Annotated in this window: 21 protein-coding genes; 3 read left to right on the top strand and 18 right to left on the bottom strand. The window is 63.0% G+C overall.

What is annotated here, in order from left to right; genetic code table 11:
- Positions 1–75 precede the first annotated feature (75 nt).
- Entirely contained in the window at positions 76–969 is an 894-nt protein-coding gene (locus tag E3T51_RS11425; RefSeq protein ID WP_134529948.1) for a glycerophosphodiester phosphodiesterase, read from the bottom strand.
- Between the two features lie 211 nt (positions 970–1,180).
- On the opposite strand from E3T51_RS11425, the gene E3T51_RS11430 reads away from it, so the two are divergent.
- Both E3T51_RS11430 and E3T51_RS11435 read left to right on the top strand, forming a co-directional pair.
- The gene (locus E3T51_RS11430) at positions 1,181–1,504 is read left to right on the top strand and encodes a putative quinol monooxygenase (protein ID WP_134529949.1); all 324 of its coding nucleotides are present in this window, start codon (positions 1,181–1,183) and stop codon (positions 1,502–1,504) included.
- A 141-nt stretch (positions 1,505–1,645) separates the two neighbouring features.
- Positions 1,646–2,284, top strand: coding sequence for an MBL fold metallo-hydrolase (locus E3T51_RS11435; RefSeq protein ID WP_134529950.1), 639 nt, complete (start codon positions 1,646–1,648; stop codon positions 2,282–2,284).
- Between the two features lie 58 nt (positions 2,285–2,342).
- Here E3T51_RS11435 and E3T51_RS11440 read toward each other — a convergent pair whose 3' ends face one another.
- The 10 genes from E3T51_RS11440 to E3T51_RS11485 form a co-directional block, all read right to left on the bottom strand.
- Positions 2,343–3,869 (bottom strand): NAD-dependent succinate-semialdehyde dehydrogenase, encoded by a 1,527-nt coding sequence (locus E3T51_RS11440; RefSeq protein ID WP_174844595.1) that lies wholly within the window; start codon positions 3,867–3,869, stop codon positions 2,343–2,345.
- A gap of 2 nt (positions 3,870–3,871) precedes the next feature.
- Positions 3,872–5,101, bottom strand: a complete 1,230-nt coding sequence (locus tag E3T51_RS11445; protein ID WP_241989292.1) for an iron-containing alcohol dehydrogenase family protein — start codon at positions 5,099–5,101, stop codon at positions 3,872–3,874.
- Entirely contained in the window at positions 5,098–6,171 is a 1,074-nt protein-coding gene (locus E3T51_RS11450) for an NAD(P)-dependent oxidoreductase (protein WP_134529951.1), read from the bottom strand. The genes E3T51_RS11445 and E3T51_RS11450 overlap by 4 nt, the downstream gene beginning before the upstream one ends.
- A gap of 34 nt (positions 6,172–6,205) precedes the next feature.
- Positions 6,206–7,729 (bottom strand): aldehyde dehydrogenase, encoded by a 1,524-nt coding sequence (locus E3T51_RS11455; RefSeq protein ID WP_134529952.1) that lies wholly within the window; start codon positions 7,727–7,729, stop codon positions 6,206–6,208.
- Positions 7,726–8,829 (bottom strand): mandelate racemase/muconate lactonizing enzyme family protein, encoded by a 1,104-nt coding sequence (locus tag E3T51_RS11460; protein ID WP_134529953.1) that lies wholly within the window; start codon positions 8,827–8,829, stop codon positions 7,726–7,728. The genes E3T51_RS11455 and E3T51_RS11460 overlap by 4 nt, the downstream gene beginning before the upstream one ends.
- A complete protein-coding gene (gene fae / locus E3T51_RS11465) occupies positions 8,826–9,380 on the bottom strand; it encodes a formaldehyde-activating enzyme (protein WP_134529954.1) in 555 nt (184 codons plus the stop codon). Before fae ends, E3T51_RS11460 begins: the two co-directional genes overlap by 4 nt.
- Entirely contained in the window at positions 9,380–10,318 is a 939-nt protein-coding gene (locus E3T51_RS11470; RefSeq protein ID WP_104190619.1) for a glycine betaine ABC transporter substrate-binding protein, read from the bottom strand. The genes fae and E3T51_RS11470 overlap by 1 nt, the downstream gene beginning before the upstream one ends.
- Before the next feature lie 83 nt (positions 10,319–10,401).
- Positions 10,402–11,190 (bottom strand): ABC transporter permease, encoded by a 789-nt coding sequence (locus E3T51_RS11475; RefSeq protein ID WP_134529955.1) that lies wholly within the window; start codon positions 11,188–11,190, stop codon positions 10,402–10,404.
- A gap of 2 nt (positions 11,191–11,192) precedes the next feature.
- Complete coding sequence (locus tag E3T51_RS11480) at positions 11,193–12,233, bottom strand: ABC transporter ATP-binding protein (protein ID WP_134529956.1); 1,041 nt, start codon at positions 12,231–12,233, stop codon at positions 11,193–11,195.
- Positions 12,226–12,888, bottom strand: a complete 663-nt coding sequence (locus tag E3T51_RS11485; protein ID WP_241989293.1) for an ABC transporter permease — start codon at positions 12,886–12,888, stop codon at positions 12,226–12,228. Before E3T51_RS11485 ends, E3T51_RS11480 begins: the two co-directional genes overlap by 8 nt.
- Positions 12,889–12,999: 111 nt before the next feature.
- Here E3T51_RS11485 and E3T51_RS11490 point away from each other — a divergent pair, with 111 nt between their 5' ends.
- A complete protein-coding gene (locus E3T51_RS11490; RefSeq protein ID WP_241989294.1) occupies positions 13,000–13,917 on the top strand; it encodes an IclR family transcriptional regulator in 918 nt (305 codons plus the stop codon).
- Between the two features lie 13 nt (positions 13,918–13,930).
- On the opposite strand, the gene E3T51_RS11495 is transcribed toward E3T51_RS11490, so the two are convergent.
- From E3T51_RS11495 to E3T51_RS11525, 7 genes are all read right to left on the bottom strand, one after another.
- Complete coding sequence (locus tag E3T51_RS11495; protein ID WP_134529957.1) at positions 13,931–15,247, bottom strand: 5-methylcytosine restriction system specificity protein McrC; 1,317 nt, start codon at positions 15,245–15,247, stop codon at positions 13,931–13,933.
- A 2-nt stretch (positions 15,248–15,249) separates the two neighbouring features.
- Positions 15,250–17,091, bottom strand: a complete 1,842-nt coding sequence (locus E3T51_RS11500; protein ID WP_134529958.1) for an AAA family ATPase — start codon at positions 17,089–17,091, stop codon at positions 15,250–15,252.
- A 235-nt stretch (positions 17,092–17,326) separates the two neighbouring features.
- Complete coding sequence (locus E3T51_RS11505; RefSeq protein WP_134529959.1) at positions 17,327–18,493, bottom strand: hypothetical protein; 1,167 nt, start codon at positions 18,491–18,493, stop codon at positions 17,327–17,329.
- Positions 18,494–18,800: 307 nt separating this feature from the next.
- Positions 18,801–19,112: a thioredoxin family protein gene (locus tag E3T51_RS11510; protein ID WP_134529960.1), complete on the bottom strand. Its 312-nt coding sequence runs from the start codon at positions 19,110–19,112 to the stop codon at positions 18,801–18,803.
- A gap of 330 nt (positions 19,113–19,442) precedes the next feature.
- Positions 19,443–20,198, bottom strand: coding sequence for a ZIP family metal transporter (locus tag E3T51_RS11515; RefSeq protein WP_134530032.1), 756 nt, complete (start codon positions 20,196–20,198; stop codon positions 19,443–19,445).
- A gap of 109 nt (positions 20,199–20,307) precedes the next feature.
- Positions 20,308–20,961 (bottom strand): DedA family protein, encoded by a 654-nt coding sequence (locus E3T51_RS11520; protein ID WP_166806449.1) that lies wholly within the window; start codon positions 20,959–20,961, stop codon positions 20,308–20,310.
- Positions 20,962–21,032: 71 nt separating this feature from the next.
- Positions 21,033–21,836 (bottom strand): COG4705 family protein, encoded by an 804-nt coding sequence (locus tag E3T51_RS11525; protein WP_198417863.1) that lies wholly within the window; start codon positions 21,834–21,836, stop codon positions 21,033–21,035.
- Between the last annotated feature and the right edge of the window lie 89 nt (positions 21,837–21,925).

A 21,925-nucleotide genomic window follows, 5' to 3' on the forward strand; every position in this document is an offset into this window, starting at 1 on the left:
TCGGCCTGCAGCGTCCGTGGAAGACGTGGATTACGGTGTCGGTGGATCTCCTGACACCCGGTGATAGCGCTCGGGTTAGTTCTCGAGCAGGGTGTTGAGCACGTCCGGGCGGTTGGTTATCACGCCGTCAACGCCCAGCTTGATGGCCCGCACCATGTCTGCTTCCGAGTTGACCGTCCACACGAGCACGTCCATGCCGAGACGATGAACCTCGGCCACGTAGGCTGCGTCAATCGACGTGTGGTACGGGTTGACCTGATCTGCCCACCTCGCTAGTTCCGGCAATTGATCGATGGTCGGCGTGCCGAGGAGGCCCACGGGAACGGTCGGTTCGAGCGCGGTGAAGGTTTTCATGGAGTCGAAGTTGAACGACTGCACTACGAGCTTGTCCTGGCCAACGGCGGACTGCACGTAGCCGCGGGACTCACGAAGCGCGGCGGAGATCTCGGCCTCGATTCCCGTGTACAGCTCGGGTGACTTGATTTCGAGCAGCATGCCGGAGCCGCTGTTACGAATGACCTCGATCGCCTCGGCGAAGGTCGGTAGCTTTTCGCCGGTGAACTGGGCGCCCTTCCACGAGCCGGCGTCGAGGGTTTGCATCTCTGCAGCGGTGAAGTCGCCCACATTCCATGGTGCCCGGTCGGGGAAGAGGTCCTTAGCGTTTGTGGTTCGGGCCAAGTTCGTGTCGTGAATGACCACGAGTTCTCCGTCGGCGGAGCGTTGAACGTCGATCTCGATCAAGTCGGCGCCCTGGTCCGTTCCTGCGCGGAAGGCGGCGAGGGTGTTCTCGGGGGCAGATTGACTCGCGCCGCGATGCGCTGCGTTGATCACGTCGTCGGATTCGCTCGCAAAGGCGCTGGGTGCCGCGCCGACGAAGAGGCCCGCGACCAGGGAAGCAGCAACGGCAGCACCAGCGAGGCGACGGCGCCGAAACGATACGGCGGGAACGGTAAGAGTGGGCGTGCTCATGAGATCTCCTTGCGTTGGCAGCGTGAACGCTTTCAGGCTCTCGCGTGAAGATGTCGCCCCGGTGTCCTGCCGGTGGATCAAAGGTGGAGCGCAGCTGTCGGGCGACGATCCGCCCTGAACTCGCTGTCGCCTAAACTAGAACAACTCACCGTCAGGTTTTCAGGAAGCGTCACCATTCAATGGGACGCGACCCACGGAAAGGGACCATCCCATGATTTTTATCGTTGCCAAGTTCACTGTGAAACCAGAATGGAGCGATCGTTGGCTGGACCTCACCCGGGATTTCACAGAGGCAACGCGCCAGGAACCAGGCAACCTGTGGTTCGACTGGTCGCGCAGTGTTGACGATCCTCACCAATTCGTCCTCGTCGAGGCATTCCACGATGACGCCGCGGGATCTCACGTGAACAGCAGTCACTTCTCGGCGGCCATGAAGGCTATGCCTCAAGCACTCGTGAAGATTCCAGAGGTCATCAGCGAGAAGATCGATGCTGAAGGGTGGGGACCATTGGGAGAAATGACGATGCCCGAGTAGCGAACTATTTCTTCACCCGCGCCGCAAAGAGGTGCACCCAGAGGCCAATGAGCTCAAGGCGCCGCGGCAAACGGGGATTGTTGACCGCGAACCCCGCGACGCCACCGAACGAGACCGGAAACCGGTTATAGGAACAGGACTATGCGCGATCTCAATGCCCTCACGGTTCGCAGCATCTCGGTGTCCGAGATGAGCAACAACGTGTACGTACTCACCTCGAAATCCAGCGGCGCGCAGGTACTGATCGACGCCGCAGATGATGCACCCGCCATCTTCACCCTGCTTGAAGATGCACAGAAAGACACGAGTGCCATCGCCAGGCTGGCCCTCATAATCACCACACACTCGCACTGGGATCATGTGCGGGCACTTGGCGAGGTCAGGGAACTCACGAAGGCACCAACTGCGGCCGGTCTCGACGATATCGCGGACATTGCCGTGCCTACGGACATCGCATTGCACCACGGGGACGTCAGGTCCATCGACGGCATTGAACTCGAAGTAATCCACCTGCGCGGACACACCCCCGGGTCAATTGCCGTGCTCTACCGCGATCCGTATGGTCCCGCCCATCTGTTCACGGGCGATTCGCTCTTTCCAGGCGGAGTTGGAAATACCAACGGTGATGCCGTTCGTTTCGCATCGTTGTACAACGACATCGTCATCCGAGTCTTCGACTACCTTCCGGACGACACACTGGTGCACCCGGGTCATGGGGCAGGCACAACGCTTGGAGCCGAGCGGAGCAAGCTCTCCGAGTGGAAACAACGCGGCTGGTGATGACGGCAGCCTCCTAGGGCATCCGATGGGTCACACCACCGTCGACCCATCGCAGCCTCTAGCTCACGGCGGCAAAGGGATCGGCGATGCCCACATACCGGGTCTCCAGGTATTCCTCGATGCCCTCGAAGCCGCCCTCCCGGCCGAGCCCCGACTGTTTTACTCCACCAAAAGGAGCTGCCGGGTTCGACACGATGCCCGTATTCACGCCGAGCATGCCCACCTCGAGCTCCTCGGACAGTCGCAAGGCACGGTTGAGATCGAGCGTGAAGACGTACCCAACGAGACCGAACTCGGTGTCGTTAGCGAGTGCGATCGCCTCCTCTTCGGTCGCGAAGGTGATGATCGGCGCGACGGGACCGAAGACCTCCTCGTGCATGATGCGGGCCGTGGCGGGAACATCTGTCAGCACGGTCGCCTCGTAAAAGTATCCCGCACCGGCGATGTACGCCCCGCCGAGGGCGAGGTGCGCGCCCGCTGTCTGTGCATCGGTCACGAGCTCGTGCACTTTGGCCCTGGTGGCCTCATCAACGAGAGGTCCGAGCAATGATCCGGGCTCGGTGCCGCGGCCAACGGTGTGGGCGCGCATCCGCTCCACCAAGCGTTTCGTGAATTCCTCCGCGATGGATTCGTGCACCAGCAGGCGGTTTGCCGCGGTGCAGGCCTCGCCGCCGTTGCGCAGCTTCGCGACCATGGTGCCGTCGATGGCGGCGTCCAGGTCTGCATCCTCAAAGACAATGAGCGGGGCGTTGCCGCCAAGCTCCATAGACACCCGAAGCACCTGATCCGCCGCACTTTTCAGAAGGTTGATGCCCACCGGGGTCGATCCAGTGAACGACAGTTTACGAAGCCGGGGGTCCGTGATCAGCGGTCCCGTTACGGCGCCAGCGCTCGTGGTCTGCACCACGTTGAGAACTCCGGCCGGCAGTCCGCATTGCTGCAGCACCTGGGCAAAGAGAAGCGCGCTGAGCGGGGTGAGCGCCGCGGGCTTCAGCACCATTGTGCAGCCTGCTGCGATGGCCGGGGCGATTTTGCGCGTGGCCATCGCGAGCGGAAAGTTCCACGGCGTGATGAACAGGCACGGCCCGACCGCGCGCCGGGTCACCATCAAGCGGCTTCGTCCGTCAGGCGCGACCGCAAACCGACCCGAGATGCGGGCGGTCTCCTCCGAGAACCAACGCAGGAATTCGGCGCCGTAGGCTACCTCGCCGTGAGCCTCGGCGAGCGGCTTGCCCATTTCGAGAGTCATCAGCAGGGCGAAGTCGTCGGCCCGCGCAGTCACCGCCTCGAATGCCGCCCGCAAGATTTCAGCGCGCACTCGCGGCGGAGTTTTCGCCCATTGCTTTTGGGCAGCGGATGCCGCCGCCAGCGCGGCCAGGCCGTCTTGCGGCGTCGCATCCGCTACCTGAATCAGAACGTTGCCGGTCGAGGGGTCACAGACGTCGAAGGTTCCTCCATCGCTTGCCGGTCGCCACTCACCCCCGATGAACAGGCCGGTGGGCAGGCTTGCGAGTAGTGCCAGTTCGTCGGCGCGCGCGACACCAGCGGGCTGCCGCGTTTCGGTCGTGCCGGCCTCGGGGGTGATAGTCACAGGGACTCCTTCAGAATTTGCACCACGTCGTCGACGGTGGGCTGGATCGGATTGTTGACGGTCACGGCATCGGCGAGCGTGTCGGCGGCGAGCGACGCCAAGTCGTCCGCGGTGACCCCGAATTTCGAGAGCGGGCCGGTCATACCGACCCTCACGGCGAGCGCGGCGATGGCCTCGATGGCGCGCTGCGCGTTCTCGGCCTCCGGCAGGTCGGTGCGCCCGACGCCGAGCGCAAAAGCCACCCGGGCGATACGGGCCGAGCGCGCGGCTAGGTTGAACCGCAGGACACCCTCGATCACGATGCACAGCGCAAGCCCGTGCGGAATATTGAACTGTCCCCCGAGCGGATGCGCGATGCCGTGCACGAGGCCTAGGCCGGTGTGCGAGAAACCTACTCCGGCCAGGTGGCTTGCGAGCAGCAGTTCGGCCCGAGCCTCGATGTCCGCGCCGTTGTCGACCGCGCGAGGCAGAAACTCGGCGACGGTCGCGATGACCTGCAGGGCGATGCCGTCGCTATACGGGTTCGCCCGCACGGAGAGGTATGACTCGAGTGCGTGAGTGAGGGCGTCCATGCCGGTAGCCGCAGTCGCTCCGGCCGGCAGGCCGACGGTGAGATCGGGGTCGAGCACCGCCGCGCGGGCGAGCGCGCTGTCATGACCCACGTAGAACTTGCGGCGACTGATGACATCCGTGATCACGCCGAAGGCGTTCACCTCCGCCCCTGTTCCCGCAGTAGTGGGTACGGCCACGATCGGCAGCGCCGGGTGTTTGAAAGTGCTGCGATAGTCGAGGTCGATGCCGCGCTGCGGGTTTAGGGCACCGAGGGCGATACCCTTCGCAGCATCCATCGACGACCCGCCGCCGACGGCAACAATGCCATCCGCGCCGACCGATGCCGCGAGATCGCTGCCCTCGTCAACGCACGTGGTCGTGGGGTTCGGGGTAACCCCGCCGTAAATGGTCACAGCGAGCCCCGCGCGTTCGAGGGTCTCACGTACAGCGGCGACAACCGGGCTCGTGGCCAGGAACGGATCAGTCACCACCAACGCGTGTGTGACACCGCTTTTCGCGGTAATTCGGCCAACCTCGGTGACCGTGCCGCGACCGAAGTGCGCGACCGGTTTCGGGTCGAGCACGAGCGCCATCTCACTGAGCGGCCGGGGCAACGGAGCGAGCCCGGCTGCCGCCGTCTGTGCCGCTGCACGCGCAGTTTCGGCCGCAGTCATGCGGAGGCCAATTCAGCGTTGACCGACGATGCCACGGCCGCGGCCGCAGCGGATGCCGCGACAGAAGCCGCGATGGACGCCGCAGCGGACACTTCGGCGGCCTCTTCGGCCGCGGCGACGGCTGCGACAACATCGGCGGGGCTGGTCGGAGTGGAATCGTTCAGGCGCAGGTTTATGCCGCTGAGATCTTCGTAGAGGCGCACCGGGCTCATCTCCCCGGCGCCGTCACCGTATTGGGCGCGGGCGCGGCGGTAGATCTGTTCCACCAGGCCGCTGAGTTCGGCGGGGACTCCCACCGACCGGGCCAGGTCAATGGACAGCCCAAGGTCTTTGCAGGCGAGGGCGATGGAGAAACCCTCGTCGTAGTCGCCCTCGCCCAGGATCGACAGCACGTCGTGCTGCACGAAGTTGCTATTGGCGGGGCTCGCAATGAGCGAGGCCCGCAGAACGCCCAGGTCGACCCCCGCCTTCACTCCGATGCTCAGCACCTCTGCCGTGGCGACGAGATGTGAGAACCACAGCTGGTTGATCATGAGTTTCACGGCATAGCCGGTTCCGGCGGCACCGACATGCAAAATTCGGTCAGGGTCTCCCATCGCCTCGAACATCGGCCGCAGCTCGTCGAAGTCATCGGAGGAGCCACCCACAAAGATTTGCAGCATGCCCGAGGCTGCGCCGACCGACATACCGCTGACTGGGGCGTCCAAGATGCGCAGCCCGCGGTCGGCGTGTTCGAATCGCACTCCGTTGGCCACGTCGGGAACGGAGGTGGACATGTCAACCCAGCAGCCGCCATCCGCTATTCCGGCGAGGATTCCGTTCTTGCCGTTGACAACGGTGTCGACGTGCCGCGGCGTAGGCAACATAGTGATGACGACGTCAGTCTGCGCGGCGACCTCGGCCGGGGTGTCCGCCCAGACTGCGCCGTTAGCGAGGAGTGCAGCGGCCGATTCACGACGGATATCGTTCACCACCAGCGCGTAACCGGCCTTCTGCAGGTTGCGGGTCATGCCGGAGCCCATGTTGCCGAGGCCAATAAAGCCGACTCGCGTCGACGGAGTAGCGGTCATAGCAGTTCTCTCAATTCAGTCTGTGGTGGTCGGTTTAGTCGGTGGGGAGGTTGGAAGCACCCAGATTGATCCAGGTGGTTTTGAGCGCGGTATAGGCGTCAAAAGCGTGAAGCGACCGGTCGCGGCCGCTGCCCGAGTTCTTGAATCCGCCGAAGGGGGTGATGATGTCGGAGGCGTCAAACGTGTTGACCCACACTGTGCCGGCGCGCAGTTCGCGGGCGGCGGCGTGGGCGGTCGTGATGTTGCTGCTCCAGACGCTCGCGGCGAGACCATAGGGGCTGTCGTTGGCCACGTGCACGGCCTCGGCCGCTCCGCGCACGGTGGTTACGGCCAGGGCCGGACCGAAAATCTCTTCCTGGCCGATTCGCCCAGTATTGTTGACGCCATCGAAAACCGTGGGCTCTATGTAGTAGCCGTCGCCGAGCCCGTCGGGCCGCACCCGGCCACCGCCGTGCACGACTGCGCCCTCGGCGCGCGCGATATCGGTGTACCCAAGCACCCGGTCGAGCTGCTTCTCGCTCGCGATCGTGCCGATCTGAGTGGCCTCGTCGAGCGGATCCCCGAGCACGAGCGAGCGCCCCACAGCGAGCACCCGGTCGACGAGTTCGTCGTGTACCCGCTCGTCGACGATGAGGCGGCTGCCGCCGTGACAGGTCTGCCCGGCATTGTAGAAGATCCCCCAGGCCACTGATTCTGCGCAGGCGGCGAGGTCTTCGGTATCGGCGAGCACGACCTGCGCGGATTTTCCGCCAAGTTCGAGGGCGACCTGTTTTCCATTGGACTCGCCCGAGTACGTGAGAAAACTCCGCCCGACGGCGGGTGAACCGGTGAAGGTGATCTTGTCTACGAGCGGATGCCGCCCGAGCGCCTGCCCGGCCACCGGCCCAAGCCCGGGAACCACATTGAAGACACCCTCGGGAATTCCGGCTTCGGCCGCCAACTCAGCAAGCTTCAAGGCCGACAGGCTCGTGAGTTCGGCCGGTTTCAGCACGACGGAGTTGCCCGCCGCGAGCGCTGGCGCTATCTTCCACGCGCTGATGATGAGCGGGTAGTTCCACGGCACCACTGCGCCGACCACGCCGAGTGGTTCGCGAGTGATGAGAGCGAGGGCCGATTGGGGCGTGGGCGCCACTTCGTCGTAGATCTTGTCGATGGCCTCCGCGTACCAGCGCACCGTTCGAGCAGCCTGCGGCACGTCGACCCGACGGGCATCACCGATCGGATGCCCAGAGTCGATCGATTCCAATAGGGCAAGTTCATCGAGGTTCTCGAGCATGAGGTCGCTCAGCCGAGTGAGCACCCGAGCACGTTCCCGACGGTCGGCGCGGGACCAGAGCCCGTGCCCGAAAGCGCGGGCCGCGGCGCGAACGGCGTCGTCGACATCCGTTTCTCCGGCAGAGCTGACCGTGCAGAGTAGGCGCCCGTCACGCGGCGAGAAGCTGTCGAAGGTGGCGCCGTCACGGGCCGGCCGAAAGTCGCCGTTGATGAAGAGCCGGGTTTCGGGGGCGAGCGTGTCGGCCCGAGCTATCCAGTCGGGTGTCTCGATCACAGTGCTCATACGGTGTACCTCTTCACTGCGGTCCAGTCGATCTGCGCGCCGAGCCCGGGCAGGGACGGGACAACCAGTTCGCCGGATGGGTTGATGTCGAGCGGGGTGAGAAAGAAGTCACGGCGTTCCGGCGTCCAGCCGGGCGGATCGTAGGGAAACTCAAGATACGGCCCGGCATCGACCCCAGCGGCGACGTGCAGATTGGCGAGCAGGCCGAGCCCGTTGCTCCAGGTGTGTGGGGTGAACAGCCGGTGCCGCAGGTTTGCGGATTCGGCGACCTGGCGTGCGCGGTACATGCCGACCGAGAGCGCGACGTCGGGCTGGTAGATGTCGTAGGCATCCGCTTCGATGAGAGCGCTCATTTCGCCCATGCTGCGCACCATTTCGCCCGCGGCGATTTGTATACCGGTCTCCGAGCGGATGCGTTGGGCGCCGACAACATCGGCCTGCGGCAGCGGTTCTTCAAGCCAAAGCACACCGAGCTCCTGCAGCTCCGCAGCGACGCGGCGTACCCTGGCCAACGGCAGGGCGGCCTCGATGTCCCCGCTCATGCGCCACATCTGGTTGAGGTCGACCATGATGTCGAAGTCGGCGCCGACCGCCTCACGGGTGGCGCGCACAGCCGCGATGCCCTGATCGATCTGGTCGCGGGCGATGCGGATCTTCATGGCCTTGAAGCCGCGTTCCCGAGCCGCGAGCGCCGACTCGGCCCGAGTGGCGGCCGGCTTCAGCTCGCCGCAGGAGGCATAGGCGGTGAGGCGGTCGCGCGCGCCGCCGAAGAGCACGCTGACCGGCAGACCGGCGACCTGCCCGATAATGTCCCAGAGCGCCGCTTCCAGCGGCCAGTACCGGCCGCCGTGAAAGTTGATCGTCTCGATGCGGCGCACCTGGTTGAGGATCTGCAGCGGATCGGTTCCGATGAAGAGGTCTTCGAAGGCTTCGAAACCGTCCATCGTGTCGCCGGAACCAACCCCGACGAGGCCGGCATCCGTTTCGACGCGCACCAGGGTGGCTGGAAAGTTGCGGCGGGGAACGGGGTCCCAAGCCGCCGAAAACGGTGGGTCGAGGGTCAGGTTCAAGCGGATGAGACGGATCGCCGTGATCTTCATGCGGACGCTCCGGATGGGACCAGGTTCGAGGCGGTCGACGAGGCGCTCGCCGGGGTGAAGAACGGGTTGGACGGGCTGTCGCGGGCCGCGATCACGGCGTCGGTGCTCGGCAGTGACGCCGCCCCGTTGACGAGGGCGGTGTGCACAGACAAGCGGTTGTGGGCGTAGACCGCTTCGGCGTCATCGGCTCCTGGATTGACCCAGACAGCGGCGATGATGACGTGACTATCGGCCTGTTCCCGCGAGATGGTGCCGTCAGCTAGCGCTTCGGCGACTCCGGCCGCGATGCCGGCCTGAGCCGGGCCCCAGATCAGGAGGCCGTGGGCGTCCGTTGCTGGGGCGGCCTTGGTCACGAAGAGGGTGAGCGGTTTGACCGGAAGCGAGGGGCGCAGCACGGTGACGAAGGGCACGTGCCCCGCGCTCGGGGTGGCGAGGGCGGTCGCCCAGGCGATCCCCGCCGGACCGTCACGGTGCCCAAAAACCGTGTTGACGTGGGCGGCGTTCACGCCGTCACCGATGAAGCTCTCGCCGATTTGTAAAGCCTGCGTCATCAGATCAGCCCCTGTTCGGTCAGCCAGTCGTTGGCGATGTCTTCGGGGTCCTCGCCGTCAACGTCGGCCAGCGCGTTGAGTTTCTGCATCTCTTCGGTGGTGAGCTTGTCGCTCATCAGGGCAATGACCGGGGCGATGCCGGGATACTCGTCGAGGGTGCTCTGCTTGAGTGTGAATGCCCCCTGGTAGACCGGGAAAAACTCGAGGTCGTCTTCGAGTACGACCAGGTCGAGCGCGGTGATGCGGCCGTCAGTCTGGAATACCTCGCCGAAGTTACAGTCGTCGCCCTTTTCGGTGGCGGTGTAGATGACGCCGGTGTCGAGCAAGGCCACGTTGGAATCGGGCACATCGAGTCCGTAGGCGGTCTTGAGACCGGGCCAGCCGTCATCGCGGGTGGAGAATTCGCTTTCGATGCAGAAGGTCTGCTCATCCGCGGGCAGGTCAGCGATGTCGCTGAGCGTCTTGACCCCAAGTTCGTCAGCCTTGTCGGCGCGAATGGCGAAAGCGTACGTGTTGTTAAGCGGTGCCGGGTCGAGCCACGCGATGCCGTTGGCCGCGTCGGCCTCCTTGGTGGCGTCGAATTGGGCTTCCTCGCCCTTCACGGGGGTGGTGTTGTTGTTATAGGTGATCCACGAGGTGCCGGTGTACTCCCAATACCCCATGAAGTCGTCGCTTTCGAGGGCGGCGCGAACGTTGGCAGAGCCGACGACCTGCGTGTTGGCATCCGTGTCGGCGCCGTGGGCGTTGAGCAGCGCACTTGTGAGGTGGGCGAGGATGTACTGCTCCGAGAAGTCCTTGGCTCCCACGGAACCGGTGAGTCCGGCGACTTCGTCACCTTGTCCGCCGGCGTCGGCCGCACCTCCAGCGGAACAGCCGGTGAGCGCGAGGGCGCCGACTGCTGTGAGGGCCAGGATCGACAGTACGGTGGGTTTCTTCATGGTGACTCCTCTTGTGGGGTGCGTGGGGATGCGGGATGGGATCGTGGATGCGTGTGGTGACTGTGAAAAGGAAATCCGAGAATTTAGGTGCCGCGAGGGCGCAGAACGTCTTCGGCGGTGGCCGCGACCCAGTCGATGAGCAGAGCGATGCAGGCCACGAGCACCGCGCCGGTCACGAGCACGGGGTAACGCTGCAGCTTGAGGCCGTTGACGATCATGTCGCCCAGTCCGCCGGCGTTGATGAAGGTGGCGATTGTTGCCACCCCCACGCAGAAGACCAGCGAGGTGCGCAGCCCGGCCAGGATCACCGGTACGGCGAGGGGCAGTTCGATGCGAAAGAGCACCTGGTTTTGGGTCATGCCCATACCGAACGCTGATTCGCGCACGTTTTCATCCACCTGCTGCAGGCCGATCATCGTGTTGCGCAGAACGGGCAGGAATGAGTAGATGACGAGCCCGACCAGGGCGGTCAAGTAGCCGGTCTGCCAGAGGATGGCCAGCAGAATGATGACGCCGACCGCCGGCGTAGCCTGGCCCACGTTGGCGATGCCAAGCACGATCGCCTTGAGCACGCGGGACCGGGTGCGGCTGAGCACAATGCCCGTCGGAATAGCGAGCACGGCCACGAGCGCCGACGCGACCACCGTGAGCCCGAGGTGTTCACGAACGCGGGCGATGATGTAATCCGTGTTGAGGGTACGGGACTCGATCGAGTCGAGCGTCATGCTCGAGAGCGCAACAAAGAGGGCAACAAGCACGAGCAGCACCACGGCGGGGGTCACAAACCGTTTGATCGACAAGATTTCGTCGCTGCGCCGGGCGACGCGGCTCCGCACTACCGGAGTCGCAGTAGTGGCGCTCGGGAAGACCATGGTCACGCCTCCGCAGTGGGGGTGAGAATGGGCACCTCGGCGCCGAGCACGGCGGAGATCTGATCAACGCTGATCGACCCGACGGCCTTGTTCAGCTCGTCGACAACGGCCAACGCCGGGAGTCCCGTCAGCACAAGCGAGTCAAGTGCATCCCGCAGGGAGTCGGTAGTGCGAACCGTCGTCCCTCCCGCAACCGCAGCGCTTGCGGGGCCGAGTCGAGCCGCGGTCACGGGAATGAGTACGAGACGTTTGATCGCCGTGCCCAAACCGATAAAGGACGAGACATACTCGTTAGCGGGGCTTGCGAGAATGTTCGCAGGGGTGTCGAACTGCTCGATCTGGCTGCGATTGCTGAGCACGGCGATGCGGTCGCCGAGACGCACGGCCTCGTCGAAGTCATGGGTGACGAAGATGATCGTCTTGCCGATCGAGGCCTGCAGCCGCAGAAACTCGGCCTGAAGCTTTTCGCGGGTGATCGGGTCCGTGGCGCCGAAGGGTTCGTCCATGAGCATCACGGGCGGGTCGGCAGCCAGAGCGCGTGCCACGCCCACACGCTGCTGCTGTCCGCCGGAAAGTTGCTTGGGGTAGCGGTGCGCGAAGTCGCCAGGTTCGAGGCCAACCGTGGTGAGCAGTTCGTGCACCCGGTCGGCGGTCTTCTCTTTGCTCCAGTTCAAGAGTTTGGGCACGACGCCGATGTTCTCGGCAATGGTCATGTGCGGAAACAGCCCAATCTGCTGGATGACGTAGCCGATGTGGCGACGCAGTTCACTCGGATCGAGCGAGAGTACGTCGCGCCCGTCAATCGAGATCGAGCCGCTCGTGGGTTCGATGATGCGGTTGATCATCTTCATGGTGGTCGTTTTGCCGCATCCGCTCGGCCCGACAAACATGATCAGTTCGCCGGGCTGCACGGTCATCGAAAAGTTCTGCACCGCAGCGACCGGCTGGTTGGGGTACTGCTTGGTGACGCTGTCGAGCTCGATGAGCGCACCACTGGTCTTGCCGGCAATCTGCAGTAGCGCGGTGTTGAGTTGTTTAGGCACGGAGTCCCCTTGAGGTGGTTGAACGGGTGATGCCCACGAAGGCGGCGTCGACGACGAGAGCGAGAAGCACGACACCGAGCGTTCCAGTGAGGGCAAAGTTAAGGGCGTTTTTAGACCCGAGCGAGCTGAGGCCCTGAAAGATGAACTGGCCGAGGCCAGGGCCGGCGACGTAGGCTGCGATGGCCGCGACGCCGATCGTGAGCTGGGCGGCCACGCGCACCCCGGTCAGGATGATCGGCCACGCCATCGGAAGCTGCACGCGAAACAGCACCGTCAGCGGCGTCATGCCCATGCCGAGGGCGGATTCCATGATTGCTGGAGAAACCTCGCGAAGGCCCACGACGGTGTTACGTACGATCGGCAGCAGCGAGTACATCACGAGGGCGATCACGGTCGGCGTCCAGCCCAGGCCGACTGCGGGAATCAGCAGTGCGAGCAGCGCGAGGGACGGGATGGTGAGTGCCACGCCCGCAGTGGCGATGACGGCGGACCGGGGAAGGGGCTTGTCCCACACCAACATTCCTACCCCGACACCGATCACCATTGCGATCACGAGCGCGACGGCTACAACGGTGAGGTGCTCGCCGAGCAGTTCCAGGATGTCGTCCCACCGGCGGGCCCAGAACGTCAGTAGTCCGTTCAGGTCTAGGGTCACGGGCGCGTCCTCCTTCACTCAACTCTGTGTGAACCGCAATTCAAATGAATCAGCGGTGGAATACAGCGAGACTACGAGGTCGTGGCCTTTTGCACAACCATGGTTGTGCAAATGGCAACCCTGAACTATTCTGCAATCATGATGACCGCGTTCAATGGCACGGAAACCGGAGCGGCCAAAGCAGCGCCACGGCGAAATTCCGCTGGCCTACGTCGGGATCTGGAGCTTCTAGAGATACTCGGATCGCCCGAAGCCGAGTCTGCCGGTGGGCTCGGCGTGCTCCGTGTGGCCCAATTAGCCGGCCGCGATAAGGGCCTGGTGTCGCGCACCCTGGCGACACTTGCCGAGGTCGGTTTAGTCTCCCGCGACGACGCCACGCAAAATTATCGACTGGGGTACCAGCTCTATGCCCTCGCAGCGCGCACGCTGGAATCACGTTTGGTGCGAGCTTCCGTGCCCTACCTTCGACGAGTCGTCACGGCCACTCACGAGACCACACACCTCTGCGTCTTGCGCGGGGGAAGCGTGTTGACGCTCGCAAGCGAATTGAGTGAGTATGCCTTTCGCGGGCTCGGTTGGGAGGGGGTTAGCACCGCCGCCTGGCGCACGTCCTCAGGGCGTGTACTTGTCAGCGACTGGGCCGAGGACGATCTTCGGCGCTGGTACGAGGCCCACGGTCATGACGAGCCAGTCGTGGGTCCAGTCACTCCCCTTCTCATGCGAAGTGACATGGCCCACGCGAACTCGCGCGAGTCACAGGGAGTACCCCTCGTCACCGGCTTTGCGAGCCTGCTGAACGAAGTAGCGCATATTCGTCAGCGTGGCTACGCCACCGTTGACGAGGAATTCGAGAAGGGCGTCGTGGGCGTCTCCGCTCCGGTTTTCGATTTTCGACGCAACATCATTGCAGCCATCAACGTCAGCGCGCCCAAGACCCGACTGGGAACCCACCTTAACGAAGCTGGCATGCTGGCGGCCCGCGTCGCTGGGGAGCTCTCGGTTCAACTCGGGGCGCCCGAGCAGACCTAGACAGGGGGGCGAGTCAGAGTGAGACATCAGAGCGTCCAAACCACTGCGCCAGCTTTGCGACGCAACGATCCTTCTCGGTCGGCAAGGTTAGGAACGAAAGCGTCCCGTCGCCGGTCTGCCAGGGGCTGTTTCGCTCAGCCATTGGCAGGTCAACGCTGGTGGCCGGGTAGGCCAGAGCTGCGATCGGTGCTTCGAACGTCGACGAGTAGGCATGCAGCTGGTAGAGATCCTCACGGTCGACGCCACGCATGCCGCCGAGCCTCTTGTACTTTGCATCCAGTAGCGCCGTGATCGGGTCCTCCCCTACCAAGACATCCGGATACAGCCTGCCCAATGTGTGACGGGGATCGACTGTGGAGCGTGCGAGGTGCCCCGAAACCTGCTCGTTTGTTCCGTGCCTCACGGGCTCTTCGGCGGCTAGACCAGCACAGTGCAACACAAACAGCTCCCATAGTTCGGCGACGTCGATCAGCACGCCGTGGGTTGACTCGTCGTCGGCAGCGACACCCAGCGGATCCTCGTTCAGGATGCGCCACGACAGCTCAGCTGCCCGCCGCCATTTGACAGTGATCGGGGTGTAACGGGCGGTCCGGATCTCGTGCAGGGTCGGCGTCTTCGGCCGAGCTCCGGTGCCGGTGCGCAGCACGGCCATCTGTTCGTGGAGCCGAGCTCCACGCCAGCGGTCTCCGGCCAGTCGCTGGTCGAAGTATCGATCCGCCAGGACCACCGCGCTGGCCGGCGCGTTGTCGTAGCTGCGCACCACCCGGGTCGAGACCAAATCGCGGTGCCCGGCTGCCCGCCGACGCGCGGTGGCCGCCACATCGAGGCGTCCATGAACGGACAGACCGTGTGAGCTGACTTTTACCCGTGACTTTGGCAGGGCGTGCTGGCCCGCCGTCAGCACAGAAGCCCGCCACAGCGCGGCCAAGAGTTGCGTGATTGCACTGCTCGCGTCATTAGAGGGTGTGGCGGTGCGTGGGAGCACCTGAACGTTGAGGATCGTGCTGATCCAGCCGGTAATGGTCTCGATGCCCAGGCGAGGCCTGATCTCCAAGGTCCTGCCCTTGTGGCGAATCTCGCCGATGTAACGGTTGGCGCGCCATCCGTCGATGTCACGGCTCAGGATCGGCTCGATCGTCGGCTCGTGGTCAGCCTCCAGCTGTGCGTTCAAGACGAACGGCTCGGGTGAAAGCCCGGCGATCTCGGCCAGCCAGAGCTGTTCGTCAGCAGTGGGACGGCGATCCCAGTAAGCCTCCGAGGTCAAGTCGTGGATCACCAACCGATCCGCAGGGGCCTCTCCTGCCCCGGTGCTGCCCTTCTTGTCGGCCATGGTCAGTTTGTCGGACGGGCCAGCAGGAGCTGTTCGAGCTCGGCCAACTGCTCAGTCCGCCGGTCAGATCCAGCCAGGTACTGTGCCAGCACAGGCTGGATCGACAAGGCCCACAACGAACGCAGCGGCGCGAGCGGCTTGTCTTTGGCATCCCACAGATACTTGCCGCCGTTACGGCCGTGGCGCTTGTTACGCCATTCGCGCCCGAGGAAGTACGGCAAATCACCGAACACGGCCGCTCCGAGTTCGTACTCAGACCCTAGCTCGGGCAGTTCGCCGATCCGTGCGTTCAACCGGCTGATACACCCGGCAAGCTCCTTGAGCTGGGGCTCAGCCTTCTCCCGGTCAACCGCCACGGACTGCTCGATCCATTGCGCCTTCCAGATCGAGAACAGGTCCTCTTCGTCGTACGGCGTGGCGAACCAGAAAAAGCGGCGACGCAGCGCGAAGTCCAGGGCCTCGACCGACTGGTCGATCTCGTTCATTGTGCCAATGATGTAGAGGTTTGCAGGGATCATAAAGCGGAGCGGATGACCGTCGTCATCCTCGGCGAACAGCTCCAGCTCGGTGTCGCGCTTGTCGCGCTCCATGGCGCTGAACGCCTCACCGAACATCGTGCTGAGGTCAGTGCGATTGATCTCGTCGAGGATCAGTACGTGCGGCAAAGCATGTTCCCCAAGCTGCTCTCGCTCGGTACGCATCCGCTCGACCAACCGTGGCAGTGCGCCGAGCTGGTGGGTTGCCCCACCGTCGGCATCGAGCCGAAGTCCGACCATGAACTCTGCATAGCCGTAAGACGGGTGCATCTGAAGGCGCGTCACATTGGCGGCGACGGCCAGATTAACAGCCTTGGGGTCGTTGAAGTACTCACCCACACCCCACCGTTGCAAGGCCGCGGTCCGGATCAAGCTCTCGGCCAGCTTCCCCGCACGATAGGTTTTGCCGGTGCCGGGCGGCCCGTAGAAGACGATCTGCTTCTTGAACTCCAGTGCGAACGCCGGGTTCAGTGACTCATTGTCCCCCGACCTGGCCACAGGACGCCAGATTGGTTCGAGATCGGCGCTGTAGTAATCACGGCGGCTTTCATCCCACTCCGGCAGTCGTTGCTTCAGCGTCTGCCGGATCGAATACAGCTTCTCGTCTGGGCCAACGTCTGGGCCACTGGTGTCGAGCTCACTAAACGCCTTGAGCACGAGTTCCTTGTGCTGGTTCGAGGCGATCCGCTCGAAGTGATCGGGATAAAGCAGGTGGCACACGATGTGGCGCATCGCGTCGCTCTGTCGCTCCCCGGCTTCGGTGAACTGTGCGAACTCCCAGGGGTTATCGTGCAGCAGTGCGGCCCGTTCCTCGGGTGACTTCTGCTTCAGACGCAACGCAAGATCCATCAGATAACCAACATGGATGTCCTGACGGGAGGTGTAGTACTGGCCAGGATTGGCAATCCAGCTCTGCAGCGCCTCGTACGCCCCGCTGTCGCGATTCACGTGCAGGTCTGGATGATCAGGTCCGATGGTCTTATTGATCATCTCAAGTTTTCGCTCGGGGCCGACCGAAACAGTGACCAGGTAGTACACCAACAGACACTCCGCCGCTAACAACCTGACTTTGTCGGTGGCATCTTCGAGTTGCAGTTCCCATTTGCTCTCGAAGCTTCCGCCACCCTCGTCACCTTCTAGAACGTTGCCCCAGAACTTCGTGTTCAGCTCGGTTAGCTTGAGCTCTGACCAGGCGTCCGGATACTCATCAGGATGCAGTAAAGAGGCGTCCCCGATCAGCGAGCCCTCGCGCCAACGAGCGCACAGTTCGTCAATGGGCCGGCGGTCACGTTCCGAGAAAAGAGCCATGACTTATGGTCTCATCCCAGACGCTGTCAGGTTTTTATGAAACAACCGCACGGAAGCGTGCCTGGTTCGGTTCGCAGGAATACATGCAGGAGGTATCGCTTCAGCGTGCGGGCGTGCGGGCGGGCGTGCGTGCGTGCGTGCGTGCGGCAGCATTGAGGAAGATGCCGTCGGCGCAGTAGGCTCGATCGCTTTTGGGTCCAGAACCACGTGTCACGGACCGTATGGCTCGGTCCGGCTACACGCCTGGCAGGATCATCCCCGCCACGATGAGCAACGCCAAAGCTGCGATGAGCGCGCTGGCAGCTCCAAGGAGCCAAATCCGACGGCGTTTGCCAGTTGGAGATCTCATCACCGCAAGGATCGCAGCGAATACGAGTCCGGCAGCTACTGGGAGAAACGCGAATTGTCGCGGCAGCGTATTCAATGGCAGGAGCCTGTCAGCCCCATACAACGCGAGCACGAGCGCCGGGATTCCCAGTCCGAAAGAGGCCACCGCAGCCAGCGTATTGAAGTTGGTTTGCGCGTCAGCTTCGCGCGAGCTCGACACTGCTGCTGCGGCAGCAAGAAGCGCATGCACGGAAGTGCACTCTGCGTCGAGCTGCCCACGCAACTCGGTACATTGACGAATCGCCGCGTCGTGCAGTTTCATCCAAGTCCTCGAAAACTCAGTCGCCGGCACGGCGTTGTTGATGATGCTCGGGTCTTGGAGAACGCGGTACGAGTGGTAGGCATTCGAATCGGTGAGGAATACCCAGAGCCCTTCCCGGACCGCCTCGCGAGCGTTATCCGCGCCCCGTCCAAGAATTATCCCTAATTGCAACAGCGCAGAGACAAGCGATCCTTGAGATCCTTCTACACTCGACTTTGCGCTCGTTTCTGCGAGCTGAAGCTCCAGGCCGTAGCGAACTTCTCTGACTGCCGCAATCGCATTTCTCGAGTGTTCAGCAACGCTCTTGGCAACGCAGGCGGCGTGGAACTCATTGCTGATGTCCGCACAATTCGAATCTATTCGAGCTGACTCGGCGAGGAGGTGTCGCAGTGTGTTTGTTACTTGGGTGAGATCATCCGATTCCTCTGACACTTTCGGATTCAAGGGAACGAAGTTATCCCGTGCGGTTCCTTCTTTCCACATACCGTCCAGGAAAACTTCGAAGGCGACTAGGTGAAGCCCACTGACGACGATTCGAATATTGCCGACGGCGATACAGCGGGACTCCGAGATCGTGAATACCCGTAGAAGGGGAACAACTCTGATAACGCTAGGCGATTCACTCTCACCAAAGCAGTCCAGTAAAGTCCTGGACTGCATCTCCTCATGGCTGAATCTCTTAATTCCATGCTGGATGCTCACGGTTGGCGCGCTGCCTACCTTGATTCTTCGAGTGTCGGTAGGCGAGGTCATGCCCCCAACCTATTCCGGATCACGCCAACCAAAGGACGGATGTCCCCCCGCACCGACTGCGGTGGGACGTAAGAAGAGAATCATGGTTACGGCAGGGGGCGCGTAGTTGAACCCCGGGGCAACGTTTTCTTGTCTCCGAGGGAGCGCTCCGTCGGCGCGCGGACGACGAACAACTCGACGACAAGAAGGCACCGGAACGCGACCCACAGGCCACGTCGACGGCAGATAAAGACCGCGTTATTCAGGGGCCTGTAGCCGGCCGCGCGGATAGACGCGACCGCGACACGAGCAGGTGGAGTCTGAAGCGTTAGCCATGCGCCGCGAGCGCTGCTTCGATTTGCTGCTGGGTCGGAGCTCCGGCCAGGCCGTTCGGGGTGAGATAGATGCGGCAGGCGAGATCGGTGGTGCGGCCATCCGTCGGGAAGAGATCAACACCGTCGACGAGGATCGTCGGGGATCCAGCAAAAAGGACTCTTGCGGCCGTCTCGGCAGAATCAACCAGGGTGTATGTGATCTGTGCGTTCGAGGGCATCGCATTATCAACAGCGCGCTGCAGTCGATCGAGGGTCAGCTCGGAGTTCGGGCAGCCAGCAATGTGGAGCAGCTCGATTGTCGCCATGGTATTCCTTCTCTGCACAGGGCCAGCGAAATCCGTTTCGACCCTAGACCCAATTCTGTCACCACGCGCCGTAAGCGGTTCAACTCCCCCTCCTCGCGAAGCCCCCACCGCGGCGACCGGTGGATGCCCGCTCGCGGGTAAGTCCCGCTACATCGGTCACGACGTCGCACGAAGGGATTGGATTCCAAGATGGATCCCTCCGCGTCTTGTTCTACTTGCTATCCTCGAACCTTTGGGCCTGAGTACAGCAGGTTATCGGCACGCAGAACCTCCCCCGCAGTCAGCCTTCTGCCCGCGCTACCCGGTGGCGGAGGAACAAGCCAAGCCGGATTAATTCCCCGCCTGATTGATCGTGAACGCGGTGAGAAATCCCACAGCGGCAACGAGGCCAGTGAGCGTGTGATGTTCTTCGAAGGCCTCGGGGATCATCGTGTCGGCGAGCATAGCCAGGATGGCGCCGGCGGCCGTTGCGGTAATGAATGCGACGAGTTCGACCGAAGCGCTTTGTAAACTGACATATCCGATCAGAGAGGCGATTCCCGAGATGACGGCAATCCCTCCCCAGACGCCAAAGACGTAACCGGCGCTCCGGCCGGCCTTCTTCATGCCCGCAGTGCTGGAAAGTCCTTCCGGCACGTTCGAAATGAAAACCGCTGCCAGCACTGCTGGGCTGACCGCACCACCGGCGACGAGTCCGAGCCCAAGGACGACGGATTCGGGGATACCGTCGAGCAGCGCTCCAACTGCAATGGCAGTCCCGCTACCCGGACTCTCCTTTTCCGAGGGCTGCTTGCCCCCGGACCGCTTCCGATGTTTGGCTCCCCGCCGGGCGAGAAGCGCGTTGGCTGCCACGTAGACCAACGCACCCGCCAGAAAACCTGCCGCTGTCGGCCACAGTCCCCCGGCACGGGCCGCTTCATCAACCAGATCAAAAGCCAAAGCGGAAATCAATACTCCGGCGCCAAACGACATGATCAGCGAAACAACCTTGGGCGGGATGGTCCACCACCACGACAAGGCAGAGCCAAGAACCAGCGCTCCACCCGCAAGCGTTCCCCAAAAGAGAGCCTGCAACCACACCGGCATGGTCGTCACCCTTCCCAAAACCTGGTTGCTGTGTTAATTTCTCTGACTCACCGCTTGCCTCCTCTTGCGCCAATCATAGAGTCGCCGAGGCGGATGAGCCTGCTGATGGTCACGCGTGAGAATTCTGGCGACGTGTGATGACGGCCCTGATGACAACGGGCACCACGGACAGCACCACGATGCCGATCAGTACGAGGTCGATGTAACCTGCTGCGAAATCGGCGACGCCCGAAATATGGGCCAGGCCAAAGCCCAAGAGCACAACCCCGGTCGTCCACAGCGCCGCGCCGACGATGTTGAACATCGTGAACACCCGCCTGGGCATCTTGCCCACGCCGGCAGCGACGGGAGCAAAGGTACGCACGACCGGCACGAATCGGGCGATCGTGACAGCCGCCGGCCCGAACCGATCAAAGAATCCCTGCGTTCGCGTCACGCTGGTGCGGCTGAACAAGCCTGAGTCACGACGGTCGAATATGCGCCGGCCAGTCGTGCGGCCAATGGTGTAGCCGAGCTGATCGCCCAACGCAGCCGAGATCGCAATGGCCGGGACGACGACCCACAGCGGCTGGCTGATCACCCCGCTGAGGGTGAGAACGCCGGTGAAGAACAGCAGGGTGTCGCCGGGCAGGAAGAACCCGACGAGTAGGCCGGTCTCCACGAACACGATCGCGCACACCACAACAAGGCCCCAGACGCCGGCGCCGGCGATCACTGATTGCGGATCCAGAAATCCGGAGGTGGGCAGAGCGGTTACGGTCATAGAGTTCATGCTGCAAGGGCTTTCTTTGAGTTATCTGAAGAAGGGCGGGCACCCGCTGCTGCACACGGTGATTAGACCGTGGCCGTCAGACGCGCATCTGTGGTGCGTGCACGGCGGGTGAGCACGATCACCAGGACGAAGATCACCGACAGAAAGAGCACGCTGGTTCCTGTGGTTCCCAGTCCCAGCCCGCCGTCAGCAACGGGCTGCGAGAGAAGATCGCCGGTGGATGCACCCAACGGGCGGGTCAGGATGTACGCGATCCAGAAGGCGAGCACAGCATTGAGATGAAAGACGAAGTACGCCACGGCAACTAATGCGATCGCGGCAGCGAAGACGAGCAGCGCCACGAGAAAGCCCAGATTGAGTCCCTCAGCGACGAGGTCGCCGGCCGCGGTGCCGAGGGCGAACGTGAACAATACGGCCAACCAGTAGAACGTCTCTCGCCGGGTAGTGAAAATGGAGTGGATGGAGAGGGTCTTCTCCGAAACCGCCCACGCAATGAAGGTCACGGACAGCGCGATCGCGAAGACGACCGTCGTCACCCATAGGGGCACGCCAAGGCTGTCGGTGAGGTTATCGGTGATGAGAGTACCGACAACGCTGATGAGCACCACCGCCAGCCAATAGACGGCCGGAGTGTATTTCTGCATTCTGAATTGCACGATCAGGGCGACGATGAGCAAAACCGCCATGATGACCGAAGTGATCGAGAGACCAAAACCGAGGTCGACGTTGAGGAAATCCGCGGCGGTCTCCCCCACTGTGGTCGCGAGCACTTTGATAACCCAGAAGATGAGGGTCACCTCGGGCACCTTGGTCAGGATGTGCCGTACGGGCGAAACGGTCGAGAAGAGCGTTGAGGTCGTGGACAAGTGTTCCTCCTTAGATAGGGTCGGTAGCACTAGCGAACAGGGCGGCGTCTAAGACGCCTCACAGAAACCACCAATCGTCGCCGGAGATC

This window comes from Cryobacterium serini (genome assembly GCF_004404025.1).
In the GTDB taxonomy this organism is placed as follows: domain Bacteria; phylum Actinomycetota; class Actinomycetes; order Actinomycetales; family Microbacteriaceae; genus Cryobacterium; species Cryobacterium serini.

Bases quoted from the DNA above. Each gene is read 5' to 3' on its own strand.
- E3T51_RS11425 (WP_134529948.1), bottom strand. From the start codon at position 969: ATGAGCACGCCCACTCTTACCGTTCCCGCCGTATCGTTTCGGCGCCGT.
- E3T51_RS11430 (WP_134529949.1), top strand. From the start codon at position 1,181: ATGATTTTTATCGTTGCCAAGTTCACTGTGAAACCAGAATGGAGCGAT.
- E3T51_RS11435 (WP_134529950.1), top strand. From the start codon at position 1,646: ATGCGCGATCTCAATGCCCTCACGGTTCGCAGCATCTCGGTGTCCGAG.
- E3T51_RS11445 (WP_241989292.1), bottom strand. From the start codon at position 5,101: ATGACTGCGGCCGAAACTGCGCGTGCAGCGGCACAGACGGCGGCAGCC.
- E3T51_RS11450 (WP_134529951.1), bottom strand. From the start codon at position 6,171: ATGACCGCTACTCCGTCGACGCGAGTCGGCTTTATTGGCCTCGGCAAC.
- E3T51_RS11455 (WP_134529952.1), bottom strand. From the start codon at position 7,729: ATGAGCACTGTGATCGAGACACCCGACTGGATAGCTCGGGCCGACACG.
- E3T51_RS11460 (WP_134529953.1), bottom strand. From the start codon at position 8,829: ATGAAGATCACGGCGATCCGTCTCATCCGCTTGAACCTGACCCTCGAC.
- fae (WP_134529954.1), bottom strand. From the start codon at position 9,380: ATGACGCAGGCTTTACAAATCGGCGAGAGCTTCATCGGTGACGGCGTG.
- E3T51_RS11470 (WP_104190619.1), bottom strand. From the start codon at position 10,318: ATGAAGAAACCCACCGTACTGTCGATCCTGGCCCTCACAGCAGTCGGC.
- E3T51_RS11475 (WP_134529955.1), bottom strand. From the start codon at position 11,190: ATGGTCTTCCCGAGCGCCACTACTGCGACTCCGGTAGTGCGGAGCCGC.
- E3T51_RS11490 (WP_241989294.1), top strand. From the start codon at position 13,000: ATGGCAACCCTGAACTATTCTGCAATCATGATGACCGCGTTCAATGGC.
- E3T51_RS11495 (WP_134529957.1), bottom strand. From the start codon at position 15,247: ATGGCCGACAAGAAGGGCAGCACCGGGGCAGGAGAGGCCCCTGCGGAT.
- E3T51_RS11500 (WP_134529958.1), bottom strand. From the start codon at position 17,091: ATGGCTCTTTTCTCGGAACGTGACCGCCGGCCCATTGACGAACTGTGC.
- E3T51_RS11505 (WP_134529959.1), bottom strand. From the start codon at position 18,493: ATGACCTCGCCTACCGACACTCGAAGAATCAAGGTAGGCAGCGCGCCA.
- E3T51_RS11510 (WP_134529960.1), bottom strand. From the start codon at position 19,112: ATGGCGACAATCGAGCTGCTCCACATTGCTGGCTGCCCGAACTCCGAG.
- E3T51_RS11515 (WP_134530032.1), bottom strand. From the start codon at position 20,198: ATGCCGGTGTGGTTGCAGGCTCTCTTTTGGGGAACGCTTGCGGGTGGA.
- E3T51_RS11520 (WP_166806449.1), bottom strand. From the start codon at position 20,961: ATGACCGTAACCGCTCTGCCCACCTCCGGATTTCTGGATCCGCAATCA.